At 78.0% G+C, this 17,997-nt stretch carries 11 protein-coding genes; 1 reads left to right on the forward strand and 10 read right to left on the reverse strand.

The genetic code is table 11. From position 1 onward, the window contains the following. Window positions 1-35: 35 nt before the first annotated feature. The 3 genes from HDA31_RS17310 to HDA31_RS17320 are packed head-to-tail and all read right to left on the reverse strand — an operon-like array spanning window position 36 to window position 2,276. Window positions 36-524 (reverse strand): MaoC family dehydratase, encoded by a 489-nt coding sequence (locus tag HDA31_RS17310; RefSeq protein ID WP_178064394.1) that lies wholly within the window; start codon window positions 522-524, stop codon window positions 36-38. A gap of 55 nt (window positions 525-579) precedes the next feature. Continuing rightward, window positions 580-1,323, reverse strand: coding sequence for an enoyl-CoA hydratase/isomerase family protein (locus tag HDA31_RS17315; RefSeq protein ID WP_178064393.1), 744 nt, complete (start codon window positions 1,321-1,323; stop codon window positions 580-582). Next, a complete protein-coding gene (locus HDA31_RS17320) occupies window positions 1,320-2,276 on the reverse strand; it encodes a zinc-binding dehydrogenase (RefSeq protein WP_178064392.1) in 957 nt (318 codons plus the stop codon). Before HDA31_RS17320 ends, HDA31_RS17315 begins: the two co-directional genes overlap by 4 nt. A gap of 150 nt (window positions 2,277-2,426) precedes the next feature. Between HDA31_RS17320 and HDA31_RS17325 the strand changes: the two genes are divergently transcribed. Beyond that, on the forward strand, window positions 2,427-3,575 hold the full coding sequence (locus HDA31_RS17325; RefSeq protein WP_178067309.1) for an acyl-CoA dehydrogenase family protein: 1,149 nt from the start codon (window positions 2,427-2,429) through the stop codon (window positions 3,573-3,575). An 81-nt stretch (window positions 3,576-3,656) separates the two neighbouring features. Here the strand turns inward: HDA31_RS17325 and HDA31_RS17330 are convergent, their stop codons facing one another. The 7 genes from HDA31_RS17330 to HDA31_RS17360 form a co-directional block, all read right to left on the reverse strand. Beyond that, window positions 3,657-4,295 carry a TetR/AcrR family transcriptional regulator gene (locus tag HDA31_RS17330; RefSeq protein WP_074478869.1) on the reverse strand — a complete coding sequence of 213 codons (639 nt, stop codon included), beginning with the start codon at window positions 4,293-4,295 and terminating at the stop codon, window positions 3,657-3,659. A 98-nt stretch (window positions 4,296-4,393) separates the two neighbouring features. Beyond that, window positions 4,394-5,128: an SDR family oxidoreductase gene (locus HDA31_RS17335; RefSeq protein ID WP_178064391.1), complete on the reverse strand. Its 735-nt coding sequence runs from the start codon at window positions 5,126-5,128 to the stop codon at window positions 4,394-4,396. A gap of 171 nt (window positions 5,129-5,299) precedes the next feature. After that, window positions 5,300-7,204, reverse strand: a complete 1,905-nt coding sequence (locus tag HDA31_RS17340; protein ID WP_219825038.1) for a hypothetical protein — start codon at window positions 7,202-7,204, stop codon at window positions 5,300-5,302. After that, window positions 7,201-10,869, reverse strand: coding sequence for a DUF5682 family protein (locus tag HDA31_RS17345; RefSeq protein WP_246384577.1), 3,669 nt, complete (start codon window positions 10,867-10,869; stop codon window positions 7,201-7,203). Before HDA31_RS17345 ends, HDA31_RS17340 begins: the two co-directional genes overlap by 4 nt. After that, window positions 10,866-12,059, reverse strand: a complete 1,194-nt coding sequence (locus HDA31_RS17350) for an ATP-binding protein (RefSeq protein ID WP_178064390.1) — start codon at window positions 12,057-12,059, stop codon at window positions 10,866-10,868. Before HDA31_RS17350 ends, HDA31_RS17345 begins: the two co-directional genes overlap by 4 nt. Window positions 12,060-12,141: 82 nt before the next feature. Continuing rightward, window positions 12,142-17,100, reverse strand: coding sequence for a DNA-binding protein (locus HDA31_RS17355; protein ID WP_178064389.1), 4,959 nt, complete (start codon window positions 17,098-17,100; stop codon window positions 12,142-12,144). Then, window positions 17,097-17,939 carry a DUF4132 domain-containing protein gene (locus HDA31_RS17360; protein WP_219825037.1) on the reverse strand — a complete coding sequence of 281 codons (843 nt, stop codon included), beginning with the start codon at window positions 17,937-17,939 and terminating at the stop codon, window positions 17,097-17,099. Before HDA31_RS17360 ends, HDA31_RS17355 begins: the two co-directional genes overlap by 4 nt. Between the last annotated feature and the right edge of the window lie 58 nt (window positions 17,940-17,997).

Consider the following 17,997-nt stretch of genomic DNA (forward strand, 5'->3'; position numbering starts at 1 on the left):
TCGCGCCGGCCCGACGCCCGGCCCTGGGCGCGGGCTCAGCCGTAGTAGCGGAACAGGATCTCCGCCACGCAGCAGGGCTGCGACCGGTCGGCGAACTCCACGACCACCGCCGCCTTGGCCTGCACGCCGCCGGGCGAGCCGTCCTGCGCCGCCGGGATCGGCCGGGCCGAGACGAGGGTCGCCGTGCCCTGGATCTCGACGCCCGGCGGCAGCGGCCGGACGAAGCGGACCCGGTCCAGGCCGTAGTTGACCCCCATCGAGTGCGTGCGCACCTCGAGGATGTCCGCGAGCAGGAGCGGGACGAGCGCCAGGGTCAGGAACCCGTGCACGACCGTCGTGCCGAACGGCCCGGAGCGCGCCCGTTCGACGTCGACGTGGATCCACTGGTGGTCGCCGGTGACGTCGGCGAACCGGTCGACCTGCTCCTGGGTCACCACCCGGGGCTCGCTGACCCCGAGGTCCTGGCCGACGAGGTCGAGCAGGTCGCCCGGGGTGTGCACGATCGTCTTCTTCGCGGTGCGCATGGTTCGCTCCGTTCCAGCGGGTCGGTCGAGGGCTGCGGCGGGACAGGGTCGTGGACTACGCCGAGGGCCCGGGAGGGCCGGGCCGGGCCGCCGCCTGGTCCGCGACGTGCGCGGCGAGGGCCGCCCACTCGCGTTCCCAGGCCGCGTCGGCGACGGGGGGCCGGGCCAGGCCCAGCATCCGGCGGACCGCCGTCTCGTCGCGGGCCGCGACGGTGGCCACCAGCGCGTCGACGTGCGGCACGAGGTCGGCGTCGGCGACGGCCTCGCTGACCAGGCCCCGGCGGGCGGCCTCGTCGGCCGACCACGTCTCGCCCGTGACGAGCAGCCGCCGGGCCAGCGCCGGGCCGACGGCGAGCGGCAGCAGGACGCTGGCCCCCCAGCCGGGGACCTGGCCGGCGGCGAGGTGCCGGTCGCCGAGGCGGGCGCTGCCGGCCGCGACGGCGACGTCGCAGGCCAGCAGCAGTTCGAGCCCGCCGCCGAAGGCCGCCCCGTTGACCGCGGCGACGGTGGGCACCCGGGCCGCCCGGATCGCGCGCACGAGTGAGCGGCCCCGGTCGAGGAAGGCCAGCAGCGCGGGCAGGTCGCCGAGCAGGCCGGTTGCCTCGGTGAGGTCGGCGCCGGCGCAGAAGCTGCGGCCGGTGCCGGTGAGCACGAGCGCCCGTACGCCGGGATCGTCCGCGCCGGCGAGCCACCGTTCGAGGCCGGCGAGCACCGCGCTGTCGCACGCGTTGCCCGCGCCCGGGCGGTCGATGCGGGCCCAGAGGGCGGGCCCGCGCCGGGTGACGACGACGGCGGTCATGCCAGGCTCACGCAGAGCTTGCCGAACGCGACGCCGGCGAGCATCCGGGCGGCCTGGGCACGGACGTCGGCGAGGTCGACGACGCTGTCGACGGCGGGCCGGATGCGGTGGGTGTCGACGTAGTCGACCAGGGCCCGGAACTCGTCGAGGGTGCCCATGGTCGACCCGTGCACGGTGATCTCCCGGGCGAACAGACGCGGCAGGTCCAGCTGGGCGGTGAAGCCGCTCGTGCCGCCGCACACGACGATGACGCCGCCGGCCCGGGTCGAGCGCACCGAGTGCGCGAAGGTGGCGGGGCCGACGGTCTCGACGACGACGTCGGCGAGCTCCGGCACGCGTTCGCCGACGTCCAGGGCGACGGCGGCGCCGAGGGCGAGCGCCCGCTCGCGCTTGGCCGGGGAGCGGGAGGTGACGACGACGGTGGCGCCGGCCGCCACGGCGAGGCCGACGGCGGCGGTCGCGACGCCGCCGCCCGCGCCCTGCACGAGCACGACCCGTCCGGGCCCGACCGTGGCCTTGGTGAACAGCATCCGGTACGCGGTCAGCCAGGCCGTCGGCAGGCAGGCGGCCTCGGCCCAGCTCAGGGCGGCGGGCTTGGGCACGAGGTGGCCCGCCGGCACGACGGCGCGTTCGGCGAGGAGGCCGTGGCCGGCGTCGGGCAGCAGGGTCGCGTGGGCGACGGCGCGGCCGTCGGGCGCGGTGGGCAGCACCGGGTAGACGACGACGTCCCGGCCGTCGGCCACCCCGGCGGCGTCGCTGCCGATGACGTGCGGCCCGCCGTGGGGGCGGCCGGCGACGCCGCGCAGCGTCCAGATGTCGTGCATGTTGAGCGCGCCGGCCCGGACGTTGACGCCCACCCAGCCGGGGGGCGGCTGCGGCGCGGCGAGGTCGCCGACGCGCAGGGCGTCGACGGGGTGGTCGGCGCTGGGCTGGACGACGTGGGCGGCCCTCATGCCGGTGCCCGGACGGCGCGTGTCACTCGAAACCCCCTACATACCGACTGGAAGGTATCTACCACGCCCGGCGGGCCAACTCAAGGGGCGCACTTCATACCGACCGGATGGTATTCTGCGCCGACAAGGTGTCCGACGAGGGGGTTCGTGGTGTTCGAGGCGTACCAGCTGCCCGAGGAGCACGCGGCGGTGCGGGCGGCCGTCCGCGCGGTGTGCGACGCGAAGGTCGCGCCCCACGCGGCCGAGGCCGACGAGACGGGGCAGTTCCCGCAGTCCTCCTACGAGGCGCTGCGCGCCGCCGACTTCCACGCCCCGCACGTCCCCGCCGAGTACGGCGGCGCCGGGGCCGACGCCCTCGCCACCGCGATCGTCATCGAGGAGGTCGCCCGCGCCTGCGCCTGCTCCTCCCTCGTCCCGGCCGGCAACAAGCTGGGCACCATGCCGCTGCTGCTGGCCGCCGACGAGCACCTCAGGCAGCGCTACCTCCCGCCGGTGGCCCGGGGCGAGGCCATGTTCTCCTACTGCCTGTCCGAGCCCGAGGCCGGCAGCGACGCCGCGAGCATGCGCACCCGCGCCGAGCGCGACGGCGACACCTGGGTGCTCAACGGGGTCAAGCGGTGGATCACCAACGCCGGGCTGAGCGAGTTCTACACGGTGTTCGCCGTCACCGACCCGGCCGCCCGCTCCCGGGGCATCTCCGCGTTCGTGGTGGAGCGCTCCGACCCCGGGATCAGCTTCGGCGCGCCCGAGCGGAAGCTCGGCATCAAGGGGTCGCCGACCCGCGAGGTCTACTTCGACGACTGCCGCATCCCCGCCGACCGGATCATCGGCGCGCCGGGCACCGGCTTCGCCACCGCGATGCGGACGCTGGACCACACCCGGGTCACCATCGCCGCCCAGGCCCTCGGCATCGCGCAGGGCGCGCTCGACCACGCGCTGGCCTACGTGCGCCAGCGCCGGCAGTTCGGCCGGCCGGTCGCCGACTTCCAGGGCGTCCAGTTCATGCTGGCCGACATGGGCATGACGCTGGAGGCGGCCCGGCAGCTCACGTACGCCGCCGCCGGCCGGTCCGAGCGCGGCGAGGAAGACCTGACGTACTTCGGCGCGGCGGCGAAGTGCTTCGCCTCCGACGTGGCCATGCGGGTCACCACCGACGCGGTGCAGCTGCTCGGCGGCTACGGCTACACCCGGGACTTCCCGCTGGAGCGGATGATGCGCGACGCCAAGATCACCCAGATCTACGAGGGCACCAACCAGGTGCAGCGCATCGTGATGGCCCGCCAGCTCCTCGGCGGCTGACCCGGTCGGCGACCGGTCGGGGCCGGCCCGGTCGACAGCCTCCCCGGCCGCCGGCCCGGCCGACGCCCGGCCGGTCGGCGGTCAGGCGTGGAGGCCCTCCAGCACCATCGCGCTGAACTGGCGCGCCACCTCCTCGACGCTGAGCGGGCCGCCGACGTTGAGCCACTGGTACGCCCAGGCGCACATCCCGACCAGCCCGAACGTGGCGATGCGCGGGTCGACGTCGGAGCGGAACGCCCCCCGGGCGACGCCGTCGGCGATCATCCCGGCGAAGGCCGACTCCACCAGGCTCCGCTTGCGGGTCACCTCGGCGAACAGGTCGGCGGTGAGGTTGCGCCGCTCCTGGTAGAAGATCGTCACGTGCGCCCGGTATTCGGCCACGCTGGTGAGGCTGAACCGGATCAGCTCGGCCACCCGCACCTTCGGGTCGTCGCTGCCGGCCTCGATCTTCGCGATCGCGGCGAGCTGCGCCTCCAGGTATTCCTCCTGGATGTGGCGCAGCAGGTCGTCCTTGCTCTCGAAGTGGTGGTAGAAGGCGCCCTTGGTGAGCTTGGCCCGGTCGGCGATCTCCTGCACCGACGTGCGGTCGAAGCCGCGCTTCTCGAACAGCTCCAGCGCGCTGGCGATCAACGACTTGCGGGTGTTCTCCGGGTCGTAGCCGTCGGGCCACCGCTGCCGGCGACGGGTCGACTCCGGCCGGTTGGACGTGGCACGCGCCATTGGTGGCCTCCTATCCCCTGCACAGCCCCACAATGCTACCGTCCGGTCGGAAGGAATGGGGTACGCGACCCGGGGTGGTTCGCGCCGCGCCCCGCCGGTCAGGCCGCGCCCCCGTTGACGTACACCACCTGGCCGTTGATCCAACGGGCCGGGCCGGCCAGGAACGCCACCACCTCGGCGGTGTCGGCCGGCTCGCCGAGCCGCCCCATCGGCGACATGGCCGCCATCGCGGCGATCGCCTGTTCGTCCTTGCCCGCCAGGAACAGGGCCGTGGCCGTGGCGCCCGGCGCGACCGCGTTCACCGTGACGTCACGCCCGCGGAGCTCCCGGGCCAGGATCAACGTGATCGCGTCCACCGCAGCCTTGCTGGCGGCGTACGCGGCGTAGCCGGGCAGCGACAACCGGGGCGTCGTGCTGGAGATGTTGACCAGCGCGCCGCCGGGCCGGATCCGGCGGGCCGCCTGCTGGTCGACCACGAAGGTGCCGCGCACGTTGACGCGGTGCACCCGGTCCAGCTCCGCGAGATCCAACTCGACCACCGAGGCGTGCGACGCCACCCCGGCCGAGTGCACGACGACGTCGATCCCGCCGTACGTCCGCTCGGCGACGTCGAACAGCTCCGCCACCGCCAGCTCGTCGGCGACGTCGGCCCGCACCGCCACCGCGTCGCCGCCGGCGGCGACGATCGCCGCCACCACCTGCTCCGCCTCGACCTTGCCGGTGACGAAGTTGACCACCACCGCGAAGCCGTCCGCTGCCAGCCGGCGCGCCACCTGCCGGCCGATGCCCTGGGAACCGCCGGTCACGACGGCGACACGCTGCGGGACGGTCATGACGATTCTCCTGGTCCTCGCGGGGCCGGGACGGCGACGCCGCCCCCGGAGATCGAATTAGATCAAACGGAGTGCGTCGCGCGCCGTCCCCGCGGCGGCTGGAGCCGCCCCCACGGCCGCCCCGCACCAGGCGTCGTGGGGGCGGCCGTCAGGCCGGGCCCGCCCCGGGGATCAGCAGATCGCCGGGGCCACCCAGGAGGACCGGATCAGCTCCCGCTCGGTGGCCGCGAGGTGGGCGGTCGCGGCCAGCCAGGCCCAGGCGTACCGGTCCGGGTCGGGGTCGGTGAGCCGGCCGAACGCGTCCCGGCCGCGCCGGTCCGACTCCGCCACCAGCGCCGAGGCCACCGCGGCGGCGGTGGTGAAGCCGGCCCGGCGCAGCGGCGCCGTCAGCGAGGCCGCCTCGTCGCGGGCCGCCTCGGCCACCGCCCGGCGGCCACCGGAGACGGCCAGCTCCACCAGCCGACGCACCCGCCACAGCGGGGACTCCGCGACCGTGTCGACGGCCGACGCCGGTTGCGCCGGGCCGGCCTCCGCGCGGGGCGGCAGGTGCGCGCCCTGGAGCTGGTCGTAGCCCAGGTCCGCCCGGCCGCGCCACTCGGGCGGCAGCCGCAGGGTCTCGGTGGCACCCGGCACCGCGCCGACCGCGAGCGGGCGCAGCGTGCCGGCCCGGTCGGGGTCCAGCCGGCCGACCACCCGGATCCGCAGGCCCGGCCAGGACGCCAGCCGCCGCAGGTTGGCCACGTGCGCCAGCACGGGGTGCGGGTCGGCCGGCACCAGCCGGATCACCGGACCGTCCGGCACCGGGGGCCGGTCCGGCCCCGCGCCGGGGGCCAGCTCGCGGGCCAGCACCTGGTCGCCTACCGCGCCGACCACCACCAGGTCGGCGCCGAGCAGCGCCGTGCCGGCCCGGCCCGGATCGGCCGGGTCGTCGGCGGCGAGCTGCCCGGACACCACGTCCGCCAGCGGCCGGGCGAACAGCTCCGCCAGCGGCCCGGTGGACCAGTCGGCCCCGGCGACCGGGGTGGACCGGACCCCCGCGCCGGCGCCGAGCCGGCCGTCCGGGGAGACCGTGGTGCCGGTGATCCGCAGGCCGCCCCGGGCCAGCGCCGCGTGGTCGACCGAGGCCGCGCCCATCTCCGTGACCGCGTGGGCGCAGTCCCTGGCGCGGTTCGGGCCGCCCGGCTTCACGTCGGCGAACGAGAGCCGGCGACCGTCGGCGGCGACCAGGTGGGTGACCACGCCGGCGTACCCGGTCGCGCTGATCACCGGTTCCCGGCAGATGCCGTACACCTCCAGCGTGCCGTCCGGCTGGTAGGCCCGCCGGAGCACGCCGACCAGCGCCGGATCGGGATCGCCGGCGGCGAGCCGACCGGACACGTACAACAGGTCGTGCAGCACCTCGACCAGGTCGGCGAGCCGGTGGCCGGTCTGCCGGGACCGCTGCGCGCGCAGGCCGCGCACCAGGCGCAGCGCGGCCGCCTCGGCGCGCGGCAGGGCCGCCAGGCGGGTGCCGTGCGCGGCGCGCAACAGGTCGGCCTGGCCGACCGCGCCGGCGGCCGGGACCCCGGAGGCGAGCACCGCGGCGGCGGCCCGCCACAGGGCCTCGGCGGCGGCCCGCTGCGCCTTCGTCGGCGGGCCGGCGGTGGCGGCCGGGCCGGTCGCGCCCACCCGCCCGGCCCCGGCGGCCCGCCCGGCGGGGCGGCCGGTGCCGTCCGGGGTGGACGGCACGGCGGGCGCCGGATCGGGGTGGCTGGCCGGGTCGGCCACCGGGCAGGCGGCCAGGACCGCCGCGAGGTGCAGGCAGCGCGGGGCCAGCAGGCAGGCGCACCGGGCCTGGTCCGGGCCGGTGACCGCGCCGTCCGGCCCAGGCCGCAGGACGACCAGGGCCTCCGGCCCGCAGTCGACCGACACGCCGCCGTCGACCCGGCCCACGGGCACCGCGGCCAGCCGTTCGACGGTGGCGTCCAGCCGGCGGCGCAGCCGCGACGGCAGCGCCGCCACCGCCGCGGCGGCGACCGCCGGCGACACCGGCGGCAACCGGTCCGCGGCCACGGCGGTGGGGGTACGGTTCGTCAACGTGATCCTCCCCGGACACGGTCGCCCACCCAGCGGGCGAGTTCGAGCGGGCTGAGCGCGGCGACCGGCATCCCGGCCGCGACGAGCTGCTCGGCGACCGGCACCGAGTAGCAGGGCGCCCCCCGGTCGTTGAGCGCGGCGCAGCCCAGCAGGTGCACGCCGGCCGACGCCAGGGCGCGGACCTCGCCGAGCAGCCCCGCCAGCGGGTAGCCCTCCTCGAAGTCGCTGACCACGGCGACGATGGTGCGGCTCGGCACGGTCACCAGCGAGCGGGCGTGGGCCAGCCCGGCGGCGATGTGCGTGCCGCCGCCGACGCGCACCTCCAGCAGCAGCGACAGCGGGTCGTCGACCCGGTCGGTCAGGTCGACCACCTCGGTGGAGAAGGCGAGGAAGTGGGTGGACAGGGTGGGCACCCCGGCCAGCACGGCGGCGGTCAGCGCCGACCACACCACCGACGCCTCCATCGAGCCGGACACGTCGACCACCAGCACCAGCCGCCAGTCGGCCTCCCGGCGGGTACGGGTGTGGAACACCGGGCGCTGCGGCACGACGACCGTCCGGCCGTCGCCGAGCCGCCGGGTGTGCGCCAGATTCGCCCGCAGCGTACGGGCGAGGTTGATCCGCCCGCCGGGGCGGCGGGTCGGGCGCGGGCTGGACAGCCCGGTCAACGCCGGCCGCGCCTGGTTGGCCAGCCGCGCGGTCAGCTCCTCGACCAGCCGCCGCACCAGGGGCCGCAGCGCGGCCAGCTTCGCCTCGGGCAGGCCGCCGGCCAGCGACAGCACCGAGGCCAGCAGCTCCACCGACGGGCGCACCGAGGCCGGGTCGAGCTCGCTGAGCACGTCGGTGCGGCCGCTCTCGGCGGCCCGGGCGATGACCTCCTCCCGCACCGTCGTGCCGAACAGCGCCTCCAGTTCGTCGGCCCACTCGCGGGCCGTCGGGAAGGCGGCCTCCTGCCCACCGCCGGCCGAGGGGCCGAGGTCGATGCCGCCCTCGCCGCGCCCCGCCCCGTACAACTCGTCGAGGGCGCGGGCGTAGCGGCGGGCGTCGGCCGGCAGCCGGTCGGGTTGGCGGCCGAGCAGCAGCCGCCACCGGTCGGTCGGGGCGAGCCCGCCGCCCGGCGCGTCCGCCGCCCGGTCGCCGCCGTCGACGGGGGCGTCGACGGCCCCGGTGTCGGGGCCGGGGATCGGCAGGGCGCGGGCGAGCAGCACGGCCCGACCGGCCGCGTCGGCGGCGGCCCACCGGGCCAGCAGCTCGGGCGGGGCGGACAGGGACAGGTCGAGCCGGTCGCCCAGCCGTTCGGCGACGGTGTCCAACAGCCGCTCCCGGGCCGCCGGGGTGAGCGCGTCGAACCCGCCCCGCAGCGCGGGCAGCCGGTCCAGGAACTCGGAATCGGTGAGCCGTTCGACCCGGTCCAGCAGCGGGTCCAGCGCGGCGGGCGCGGACTGCAGCAGCGGGTGCGCGGCGGTGAGCAGGCCGCCGAGCAGCCGGTGCAGGTGCCGGCGGGTGTCCGGCCCGGTGGCCGCGTCGATCCAGCCGGCCACCCGGGTGCCGAGGGTCGCCAGGTCGGTCAGGTCGAGCAGCACCCGGGCGGCCAGGGCGGCGCCCTGCATCAGCGCCGAGCCCGACCGGGTCAGGTCGTCGAGGGCGGCGTCCAGGCGCAGGCCGATCCGGTCCTGTCCGGCCCGGATCGCGAGGTCGACCAGGGCGGCGGCGTCGTCAGCCGCGTCGCTGCCGGCCAGGCCGGGCAGCCCGCGCACCGCCGCGTCCAGCAGCACGACGGCCAGCTCGGCCGCCTGCTCCCGGCTCTCGGCGGTGGTGCCCGGCAGGTGCTGCCGGCGCAGCGCCTCCAGCAGGTCCAGCGCGGCCAGCAGCTCGGGCAGCGTGCCGGTGGCGGGCAGCACGGCGGCGGCCAGGTCGAGCCGGTCGGCGACCAGCTCGGGCAGGTCGCAGCGGGCGGCGTCGCGGAGCCCGGCGAGGAGCTGCGCGGCGGTGGGCCCGCCGTCGGCGACCTCGCGGCGGAACCGCTCCCGCAGCGTGCCGGTCGCGGCCAGCGCCGCGGTGACCCCGCGCACGCCGACCAGGTCCAGGCGGGCCGCGACGGACGGGGTCCAGGCGAGCTGCCAGCGGGTGGTCAGGGCGGCCCCGTCGCCGGTGCCGGTCACCGCGACGGGCTCGCCGTAGCCGACGCCGCAGACGTGCAGGCGGTGCAGCAGGACCTCCCGCCGCCGGTCCAGGTCGGTGCGCAGCGGGTCCAGCCGGACCTCGCGGGCCTTCGGGCTGTCGGGGTGGGGCAGGCGCAGCGCGGCCAGCGCCGCCTCGACCGCCGGGCCGAGCCCGGAGCGGGGCGTGCCGGGGGCCGTCCGGCCCCGGTCCGCGCCGACCAGCACGGTCTCCAGCGCGCGGGCCAGGGCGCGGCCCCGGCCGAGCAGCTCGCCCTGGCCGAGCACGGTGGTGACCGCCTCCAGCACCTCGCCCCGGCCGGGGGCGGGCAGGCCGCGCAGCCGGGCCAGGTCGTCGGCCAGCCGGACCGCCTCGGCGGCCTCGCCGGTGCCGGCGGTGTGCCCGGCGGCGCGCAGCTCGCGGCACACGTCGGTGACGGCCCGGGCGGCGGCGGCCCGGATCCGGTCCGGGTCACCGGCGGCGGCGAGGACCGCCTGCTGCCAGCGTGGGTCGCGGATCCCGGCCGGGTAGCCCGACCGGGAGTCGAGCAGGTCGAACGCGTAGGGCACCAGCGAGGTGGCGACCGCGTCGCCGCCGGGCGCGGCGCCCGGCCGGTCGGCCGCCCCGCCCAGCGGGCCGGCGTGACCGGCGGGGTCGGCGTGACCGGCGGGGTCGGGCGCGGCGGCGAGCAGCAGGGCCGGAGCGTGGAAGGCGCCGACGACGGCGGCGACCCGCCGACCGTCCGCGCCCGCGTCGGCCAGCACCCGGCGCATGTGCGCCTCGCGGGCCAGGTCCCGCGCCGGCACGCCCTCGTCGCCGGCGCTGTCGGCACGCATCGCCCAGCCCACCCCGAGGGCGGCCCGGCGCACGGCCTCCGGCGGGCAGCCCGGGGCGCGTACCTCGACCACCCGGTCCCACATGTCGTCGCCGTCGCGGCCGGTGCCGCTCGCGCCGAGCCCGGCGGCGTAGCGCGCCGGGCGGGGGCCGGGCACGCCCGGGTCCGCGTCGGCACCGTCGTCGGCCGTCGGGGCCGCGCCGGTGCCCGCCCCCGTCGCCGTCCAGCCGGGATCGGCCAGCGGCAGGTCGCAGCAGATCACCTCGACGCCGCGCTGCCGGGCCCAGCGGATCGCCGCCAGCTCCGGCGAGAAGTCGGCGAACGGGTAGAAGCCCAGCGGCCCGTCCGCGCCGTGGGTGCCGACCACGGCCAGCGGGGCCCGGGCGGCCGGGTCGGACAGGTACGGCAGCCAGTGCTGGAAGTCCGCCGGCAGCTCGACGGCGACCACCTCGGCCCCGGCGGCGTCCAGCAGGGCGGGGACCACCGACGCCAGGGCGGGGCTGTGGTGCCGCACCCCGATCAGGTAGGGCCGCGCCGAACCGGCGAGCGCGTCGACGACCGCGCGCGGGTCGTCGGCCGGCGGGTCGACCGGCACCGGGCCGACGCCCGGCGGGTCGATCACGGCCGGTGCGCCGGTCGGGCCGGCGGCTTCGCGGGACGCCGCCGTCACCGCAGGCTCGCCCGCAGGTCCCAGAGCCGACGCCACATCGCCGAGCCGTCCTCGGCGCGGCGGCGGACCGGGCCGTCCCAGTAGCCGAGCAGCCGGGCGTGGTCGTTCTCGTCGTCCTTGCGGACCACCCCGAGCAGGTGCCCCGGGACCAGGTCGAGCGGGTCACCGCCGGGCAGGTACGCGGCGGCCAGCCCGAGCGACGCCGCCACCTGCACCGCCTCGGCGGTGGACATCACGGTGCCGGGCCGCTCCACGTCCCAGCCCTCGCCCGACCGGCCGGTACGCAGGTCCCGGAACACCGTGATCAGGGCGTCGAGCACCGCGTCGTCCACCGTGTACGGGGCACCGGCGCGCTGCACGGCGGCGGTGGCCTGCCGGCGGACCAGGTCGGTCTCGGTGCCCGCGTCGGCGATCGGGTGGACCGTCTCGAAGTTGAACCGGCGCTTGAGGGCCGAGGACATCTCCGACACGCCCCGGTCGCGCAGGTTGGCGGTGGCGATCACGGTGAACCCGGGCGTCGCGCGGATCAGGCCGTCCCCGGTGCCGGACAGCTCCGGCACGTTCATCCGCCGGTCGGACAGGATGGACACCAGGGCGTCCTGCACCTCGGGCAGGCAGCGGGTGACCTCCTCGATCCGGGCCACCCGGCCGGTGCGCATCGCGGTCAGCACCGGCGAGTCGACCAGGGCCTGCGGGGTGGGGCCCTGGGCGAGCAGGAGGGCGTAGTTCCAGCCGTACCGGAAGGCGTCCTCGGTGGTGCCGGCGGTGCCCTGCACGGTCAGCGCGCTGGTGCCGCAGATGGCGGCGGCCAGCAGCTCCGAGAGCATCGACTTGGCGGTGCCGGGCTCGCCGACGAGCAGCAGGCCCCGCTCGCCGGCCAGGGTGACCACGCACCGCTCGACCAGGCTGCGTTCGCCGACGAACTTCGGCGCGATGGTCATGCTGGCCGGCAGGTCGACGCCGCCGGGGCGGCCGCGCCGGTCGGCCGGCAGCGACAGCGCCTCGCCGTCGCTGCCCCGGATGAAGGTGACCACGGCGCGCGGGGTCAGCGCCCAGCCCGGTGGCCGGGCCCCGTCGTCGTGGGCGGCCAGGAAGGCCAGCTCGTCGGCGTACCGCTGCTCGGCGGAGAGCACCTGGGCGGCGGCGTCGTCCGGCGCCGCGGTGGGGCGGACGTGTTCCGTCACGGTCACGGGGGTTCCTCGATCTCTCACTGGTGTCGGACGGGTGGGCGGGTCGGTGGCGGGGCCGGCGGCCCCGCCACCGACGCGGGGATCAGCGCGGGGCGCGGGAGGCCGGGGCGTCGAGGCGGGGCGGGTCGCCGTCGCGCACCCGCCGCCAGGCCCGCCGGTAGAGGTCGGCGACCGGCTCGCCGGGCACGGTGACGCCGAGCGCGGCCGTGCCGTCGGGGGCCAGGTCGAACAGGCTGGCCTTCCAGCCCTCGATCGGGGCCTGCCCGCCGCCGCGGGCCAGCCACGGGCCGGGCAGGAACAGCGACCGGCCGGCGCGGGGCCGGCTGGCGGCGACGACCAGGTCGGTGCCGGCCAGCTCGGCGCGGGCGGCCTTGAGCCGGGCCGGCTTCCAGCCGGTCCACGTCGCCGTGTCGCGGTCGGTCGGGTCCGGCATGGCCAGCAGCATCAGGTACACCGCCGCCGCGTCGGCGCCCAGGCCGTGCGCCGTGGCCACCTCGGCGACGAGGTCGGGCACGGACCGGGTCGGGTCCTGCGGCCACCACGTCCCGTCGGCGGCCCGCTCGCCGCCGGCCGGGTCGCCGGGGTCGGCGAGCAGCGCCGCGAACCGCGGGTCGCGGACCAGCCGCAGGGCCACTTCCATCGGGTACGGCCGGGCGGCGTCGTGGCGCAGCGCCGGCAGGTACGGGTCCGTCCCGTCGGCGTCGAGCAGGTCCGGCCGCAGCGCGGGCGAGGGCTGGTCGTCGTGGGTGGCCAGCACGATCGCGCCGTAGCGTTCCCAGCCCGGCCCGGTCTCCGACGGGGTGCCCGCGACCTGGCGGAAGTCGGGCAGGGAGACGTACCGGTCGAGGTCGAGCAGCAGCTCGGGGTTGGCCAGCCGGTCCCGGATCGCGGCGAGGGCGGCCGGCAGCGCGGCCCGGCACGGGTCGCCGGCCGGCGCGTGGTGGGCGACCCAGGCGGCCAGGGCGACCGTCGAGGTCAGCACCGCGCCGGTGAAGCCGGCGGCCCGCTCGTCGACCGGCCGGGCCCGGTCGCCGCTGATCCGGAAGGCCAGGTCGGTGCCCAGCTCGACCGAACGGGCCGGGTCGAGCAGCGCCGGCAACGCCCGGGCGGGGCTCCAGGCGGCGCGGACCGCCCGCACCGCCGCGGCGAGCAGCTGCTCGGGCACCACGACCCGGCGGCCGAGGGCCGCGGTCCAGACCTGCGCCGCCGCGTCGACGTCCGGCCCGTCGGTCCACAGCCGGGCCGGATCGGCGGGCAGCAGGGCCGCGACCACGGCCCGGCGCAGCGGCGCGCTGGCCTCGTTGAGCACGCCGAAGGCCAGCTTGACCTCGCCGACCTGCCGGATGCCGAGCGCCCGGCGGGTCTCGACCGGCACGGGGGTCGCCGAGTCCACGTGCGGCAGCCCGGCCAGCACCAGCTTCGCTGCGGTGGGGGTGACGCCGGTCAGCTCGGCGAACCGTTCGGCCGCCTCCGGCCGCCACGGCAGCGGGCCGCGCGCGGCCCACTCGGTGCGGAAGCGGGCCAGCCAGCCGGCCGGCCGCTCGTCACCGACCGACGCCGAGGAGTCCACCGTGTACGGCTCGGGCACGGCGAACACGCCGGCCGGGTCGTGGTGCAGCGCGTCGAGGTGGTAACCGGTGCGGGTGCCGCTGGCGGTGAGGACGGCGAGGAACGCCCCGTCGGGCAGCGGCAGGATGCCCGACCGGGGGCGGCGGCGGTTGCCCTGCGCGTCGAGCAGGTCGTCGTCGAGCAGGTGCAGCCGCAGCCGCCGCCACCGGGCGGGTTCGGTGGCGGTGGTCAGGTCGAGCCGGTCGAGTTCCGTGAGCAGGGCGGCCAGGTCCTCCCGCTGCTCGTCGGGGGTGACCGCCGCGACGGCCCGGTAGGCGACGGCCGCGACGCCGTCGAGCACCGGCCACCAGTGCAGGGCGCCGGGCAGCGCCGGCCCGTCGATGTGCAGCCGCACGGCGGGGTCGACGCCGCCGGTCGCGGAGCGCTGGGCGGCCAGCGCCTGGAACTGGGTGAAGGCGTGGGCCAGGTCGGCCTCCCCGTAGGCCGTACCCCGCAGTCCGTCCAGCGCCGCGCCGAGCCGCCGGTCGGTGGGCCCGGTGGCGGTGGCCGCCGGGGCCTGCGTCGGCGCGGACAGCGCCCGGGTGAGCCGCCCGGTCGCCGCGTCCAGGTCGGTGCGGACGCGGGCGGCCATCCGCAGCACCCCGGCGACGCCGGCGAGCAGGGCGTCGTGGCGGATCGCCGGCACCGCCGACCGGATCAGCGCGGCCAGCGGGTCGGGGGTGGGTGCGGCCTGCCCGCCGGTGGGCGCCGGCGCGGCCGGGCCGGGGCGGCCGGTGCCCGTCCGGTTCGTCGCCGCGTCGGCCAGCTGGGCGCGCCGTTCGTCGACGGCGGCCGCGAGCAGGCCGGCCACGGCGTCGCGGTCGATCCGGCGCAGGGCGGCGGAGCCGGCCGGGTCCCGGGGCAGCAGGTTGCCGAGGAACTCCGCGCCGGGCAGCGGCACCGCGCCGGGGGTGTAGTGCCGGCCGGACTCCCCGGCCACGGCCGACGCGACGCCGTCCGGGCCGAGCAGGGCGAGGTTGCCGAGCACGGCGCGGGGCCGGTCGTCGCCGGGCAGCACCAGCGCGGCGACCGGCTCCTGTCCCGCCGGCACGGTGACGGCGCGGCCGGCCAGGTCCTCACCGCGCACGGAGCCGTCGGGCCGGGTGACGACCCGCCAGCCGAGCAGGCCGTCCACCGGCGCGGCGGCCGGGGTGGCCTGCGGCGACAGGGCGGGCCGCAGCCAGCTCGCCCGCTCCGTGAGGTGCTCCCCGGCGGGCAGGTCGGCCAGGAACCGGGGCAGGCTGCGCCGGCCGTGGGCGTCGCCGGCCGGGTCGTACTCGCGCCAGCCGCGGTCGCCGTCGTCGCCTGTGCGGTAGACCCAGTGGGCGGTGCCGTCGGTGATGACCGGCACCTCGTCGGGGACGGCGGTGTCCCCGGCGTGCAGCACGCCGCCACCGGTGGTCCGCCCGCCGCCGGGCAGGGGCAGGGTGATCGTGTTGCGCCGTGGCTGGCTGCCCCGGGTGCGGCCCTGGAGGGGCTGCGGCTCGTCGGGGGCGGTGTGCCAGTAGCCGCGCAGGTTGTAGTCGAGCTCCTGGGAGCGCCAGTAGACCAGCAGGCGGCCGTCGACGTAGTGGTAGCCGGGCTCGCCCCACCTGTCGCCGGCGGGGATGCGCAGGTCGTGGCGGAGCACGATGCCCTCGGCGCCGACGACGCGGACGGTGGTGGGGCTGCCGAGGATCACGTAGGGCCAGGCCTCCTGGCAGGTCGTCTCGACCCGGTGGTCGCCGCCGGTCACCTCCTGCCAGGCCGTCTCCCACTCCGGCCAGCCCAGCTCGTCGAAGATGCCACCGCGCAGGCTGGCGGCGACCTGCTCGGCGAGGTCGGTGCCGAGCGCCCGCCCGAGGGCGCCCTGGCCGGCGGCGGGCCCGTCGGCGTCGTCGGTGACCAGCCGGAGCGCCTCGACCGGGAGCCCGCCCAGCCAGCTCACCGAATCCCGCAGGTACGGCAGCCCGGCGGCGAACCGGTCGCGGACGCGGCCCCGCAGCCAGTCGGCCAGCAGCGGCCGCAGGCCCGGCGTGCCGGCCAGCCGGCGCAGCGTCTCCGACTCGTTGTCGAGCCGGGCCAGCCCCCGGCGCAGGGGCTCGGTGAACCGGTCGTCGCCGGCCAGCGCGCGCAGGTCCCGTTCTCCCCCGGCCTTGGCCCACTGCGCCAGGTCCAGGGTCTCGCGCTGCCGCGGCTCGGCGACCGGCAGGTCGAGGGCGAGCAGCAGGTCGAGCAGGTCCAGGTCCTCGCCGATGGGGAGGGTCTCGCCGCGCTCGGCCAGCTCGGCGCGCAACCGGTCGGCCATCCGCTCGACCAGCGGATAGAGCGCCGGAAGCCGAGGGGGGCGGTAGCCGGAGGTGGCCCGGTCGAGGAAGCGGCGCAGCCAGCCGGCGACGCCGTCGCGGGGGCGGGCCGCGTCCGGCACGTCGGGGTCGGCCAGCCCGGCGAGGGCGCCGGTCTCCGTCAGCAGGACCAGCCAGGACACCAGATCGTCCCGGTCGGTGGGCATCAGGTCGAGCAGGCTGCCACGCACCGCCGGGTCCCGGCCGGCCAGCGCCGCGAGCGCCGGCAGGTGCGCCCGCCACCAGCCGGCCGGCGCGTCGGCGACGGCGGGCAGCCGGAGCAGCTCGCTCAGGTAGGCGGCCACCCGGTCGGCGGCGTCGGCGTCGGCCTTGCCGGCGGCCCGGGCCAGCCGGTTGACCGCGGTGGCCGACTGGGTGGACGGCGCCACGCCGGCGGTGGCGGCCCGCAGCGCCAGCCGGCAGAACCGGTCCAGGGCCTCGCCGGGCGGCAACTGGGCGGACAGCTCCCGCGCGTAGCCGGCCAGCGCGGCGCCGGACACCACCTTGGCGGCCGCGAACTCCAGGTAGACCTCGTCGAGCCGGTTCAGGTCGATGGGCAGGCCGTGCTGCGCCTCCGCCCGCCGCGCCTTGTTGAACAGTTGCGTCGCGTAGGTGTCCTGCCCGGCGGCCAGGAACACCCGCGCCGCCTGCTCGAAGAAGGTCGGCAGCACGTGCGGCAACGTGCGGGCGAAGCGCTCGGCGACGGCCAGGTGCCCGTCCAGGGCGGCCTTGGGCCGGGACCGGGCCTGCCGGGCGAGCTTGCGCAGCTCGGGCACCACCGCCAGGACGTGCCGGCCGTCGGCCGGGTGGTGGACCAGCACCCACTCGGGGAAGGCCAGCGGACGGCGGGGGCCGAGCCCGACGACGGCCGGCTCGGCGGCCGGGGTGAGGCCGAGGAAGGCGAGCGCGGCGTCCTCGCCCTCGCCGAGGGCGGCGTCGACCAGCCGTACCACCGGCCGGTCGTCGAGGACCGGGTGCCGGTAGCTGCGGGCGGTCAGCGGCACCGCGTCGCCGGCCCCGGCGGTGCCGGTCGGCAGCACCGCCCCGGCGGCCAGCAGGCTCTCCGCCGACGGCGGGGCAGCTGCGGTGCTGGTGGTGGTCGCGGTCATGCCGTCCTCCCCGTGGTGGTCGCGGCCCCGGACAGGGCCGTGGCCATGCGCATTCCCTCCGACCAGGCGACCGGACCGACCTCGGCCAGCCGCAGGGTCTGCCCGTCCACGACCGTCCAGGAGAGGCTGCCCAGGGTCGCCTCGGAGTCCCAGTAGTCCTCGTCGAAGCCCAGGGCGGCCTCGACCGTGCGGCCGTCCTCCCAGACGCGGCACCTGGCCTGGGAGCCGGAGACCCGGAAGCCGAACGTGGCGGCGCGGACGGCCAACCGGTTGGGCACCTTCGTGCCCCGGAAGTCGGTGACGGCGGTGTCCCGGTCGGCGAGGGTCGCGGGCCGGGCGAAGGTGCCCCGGTGCAACTGCTCGACGCGCTGGGCGATGTCGAGTTCGTCGGCGAACTCGCGCAGGTCGGCCAGGGCGGGCAGGTGCGCCGGGTGGGGCAGCCGCGCGCTGGTCGGCGAGAGCCGGACGGTCTCCCCGTCGAGGTCGACCATCCGCAGGTCGCCGCCGTCGGTGACGTCGCGCAGGAAGCCCGGCGCGGCGGGGTCGTCGCCGAGCACCACGAGGTCGCGCAGCGCGTCGCGCCAGGCCGGGTCCGGCCAGACCCGGGCCAGCAGCGCGGTCGGCACCGGCAGCGAGGACACCACCCAGGCGTCGACCCGGGCCAGGCACTCGGCGGCGTGCCGGTCGAGCCACTGGGCGAGCTGCCGCAGCCGGTCCACCTCCGGGTCGTCCCGCAGCGCCTTGGGGAAGGTCTTGAGTGGACGCCCGGTGGCCCGCGGGCCGGCCGACCGGGCCGCCACCTTTCCGTCGACGAGGGAGATCTCGTGCGAGTCTCCCACCGCTAGCCAGCCCATCAGGAATACCCTCCGTAATGGCGGAATCACCAGATTCCCCAAG

The organism is Micromonospora carbonacea, assembly GCF_014205165.1.
Taxonomy (GTDB): Bacteria; Actinomycetota; Actinomycetes; order Mycobacteriales; family Micromonosporaceae; genus Micromonospora; species Micromonospora carbonacea.

Bases quoted from the DNA above. Each gene is read 5' to 3' on its own strand.
- HDA31_RS17355 (WP_178064389.1), bottom strand. From the start codon at position 17,100: ATGACCGCGACCACCACCAGCACCGCAGCTGCCCCGCCGTCGGCGGAG.
- HDA31_RS17330 (WP_074478869.1), bottom strand. From the start codon at position 4,295: ATGGCGCGTGCCACGTCCAACCGGCCGGAGTCGACCCGTCGCCGGCAG.
- HDA31_RS17310 (WP_178064394.1), bottom strand. From the start codon at position 524: ATGCGCACCGCGAAGAAGACGATCGTGCACACCCCGGGCGACCTGCTC.
- HDA31_RS17335 (WP_178064391.1), bottom strand. From the start codon at position 5,128: ATGACCGTCCCGCAGCGTGTCGCCGTCGTGACCGGCGGTTCCCAGGGC.
- HDA31_RS17315 (WP_178064393.1), bottom strand. From the start codon at position 1,323: ATGACCGCCGTCGTCGTCACCCGGCGCGGGCCCGCCCTCTGGGCCCGC.
- HDA31_RS17320 (WP_178064392.1), bottom strand. From the start codon at position 2,276: ATGAGGGCCGCCCACGTCGTCCAGCCCAGCGCCGACCACCCCGTCGAC.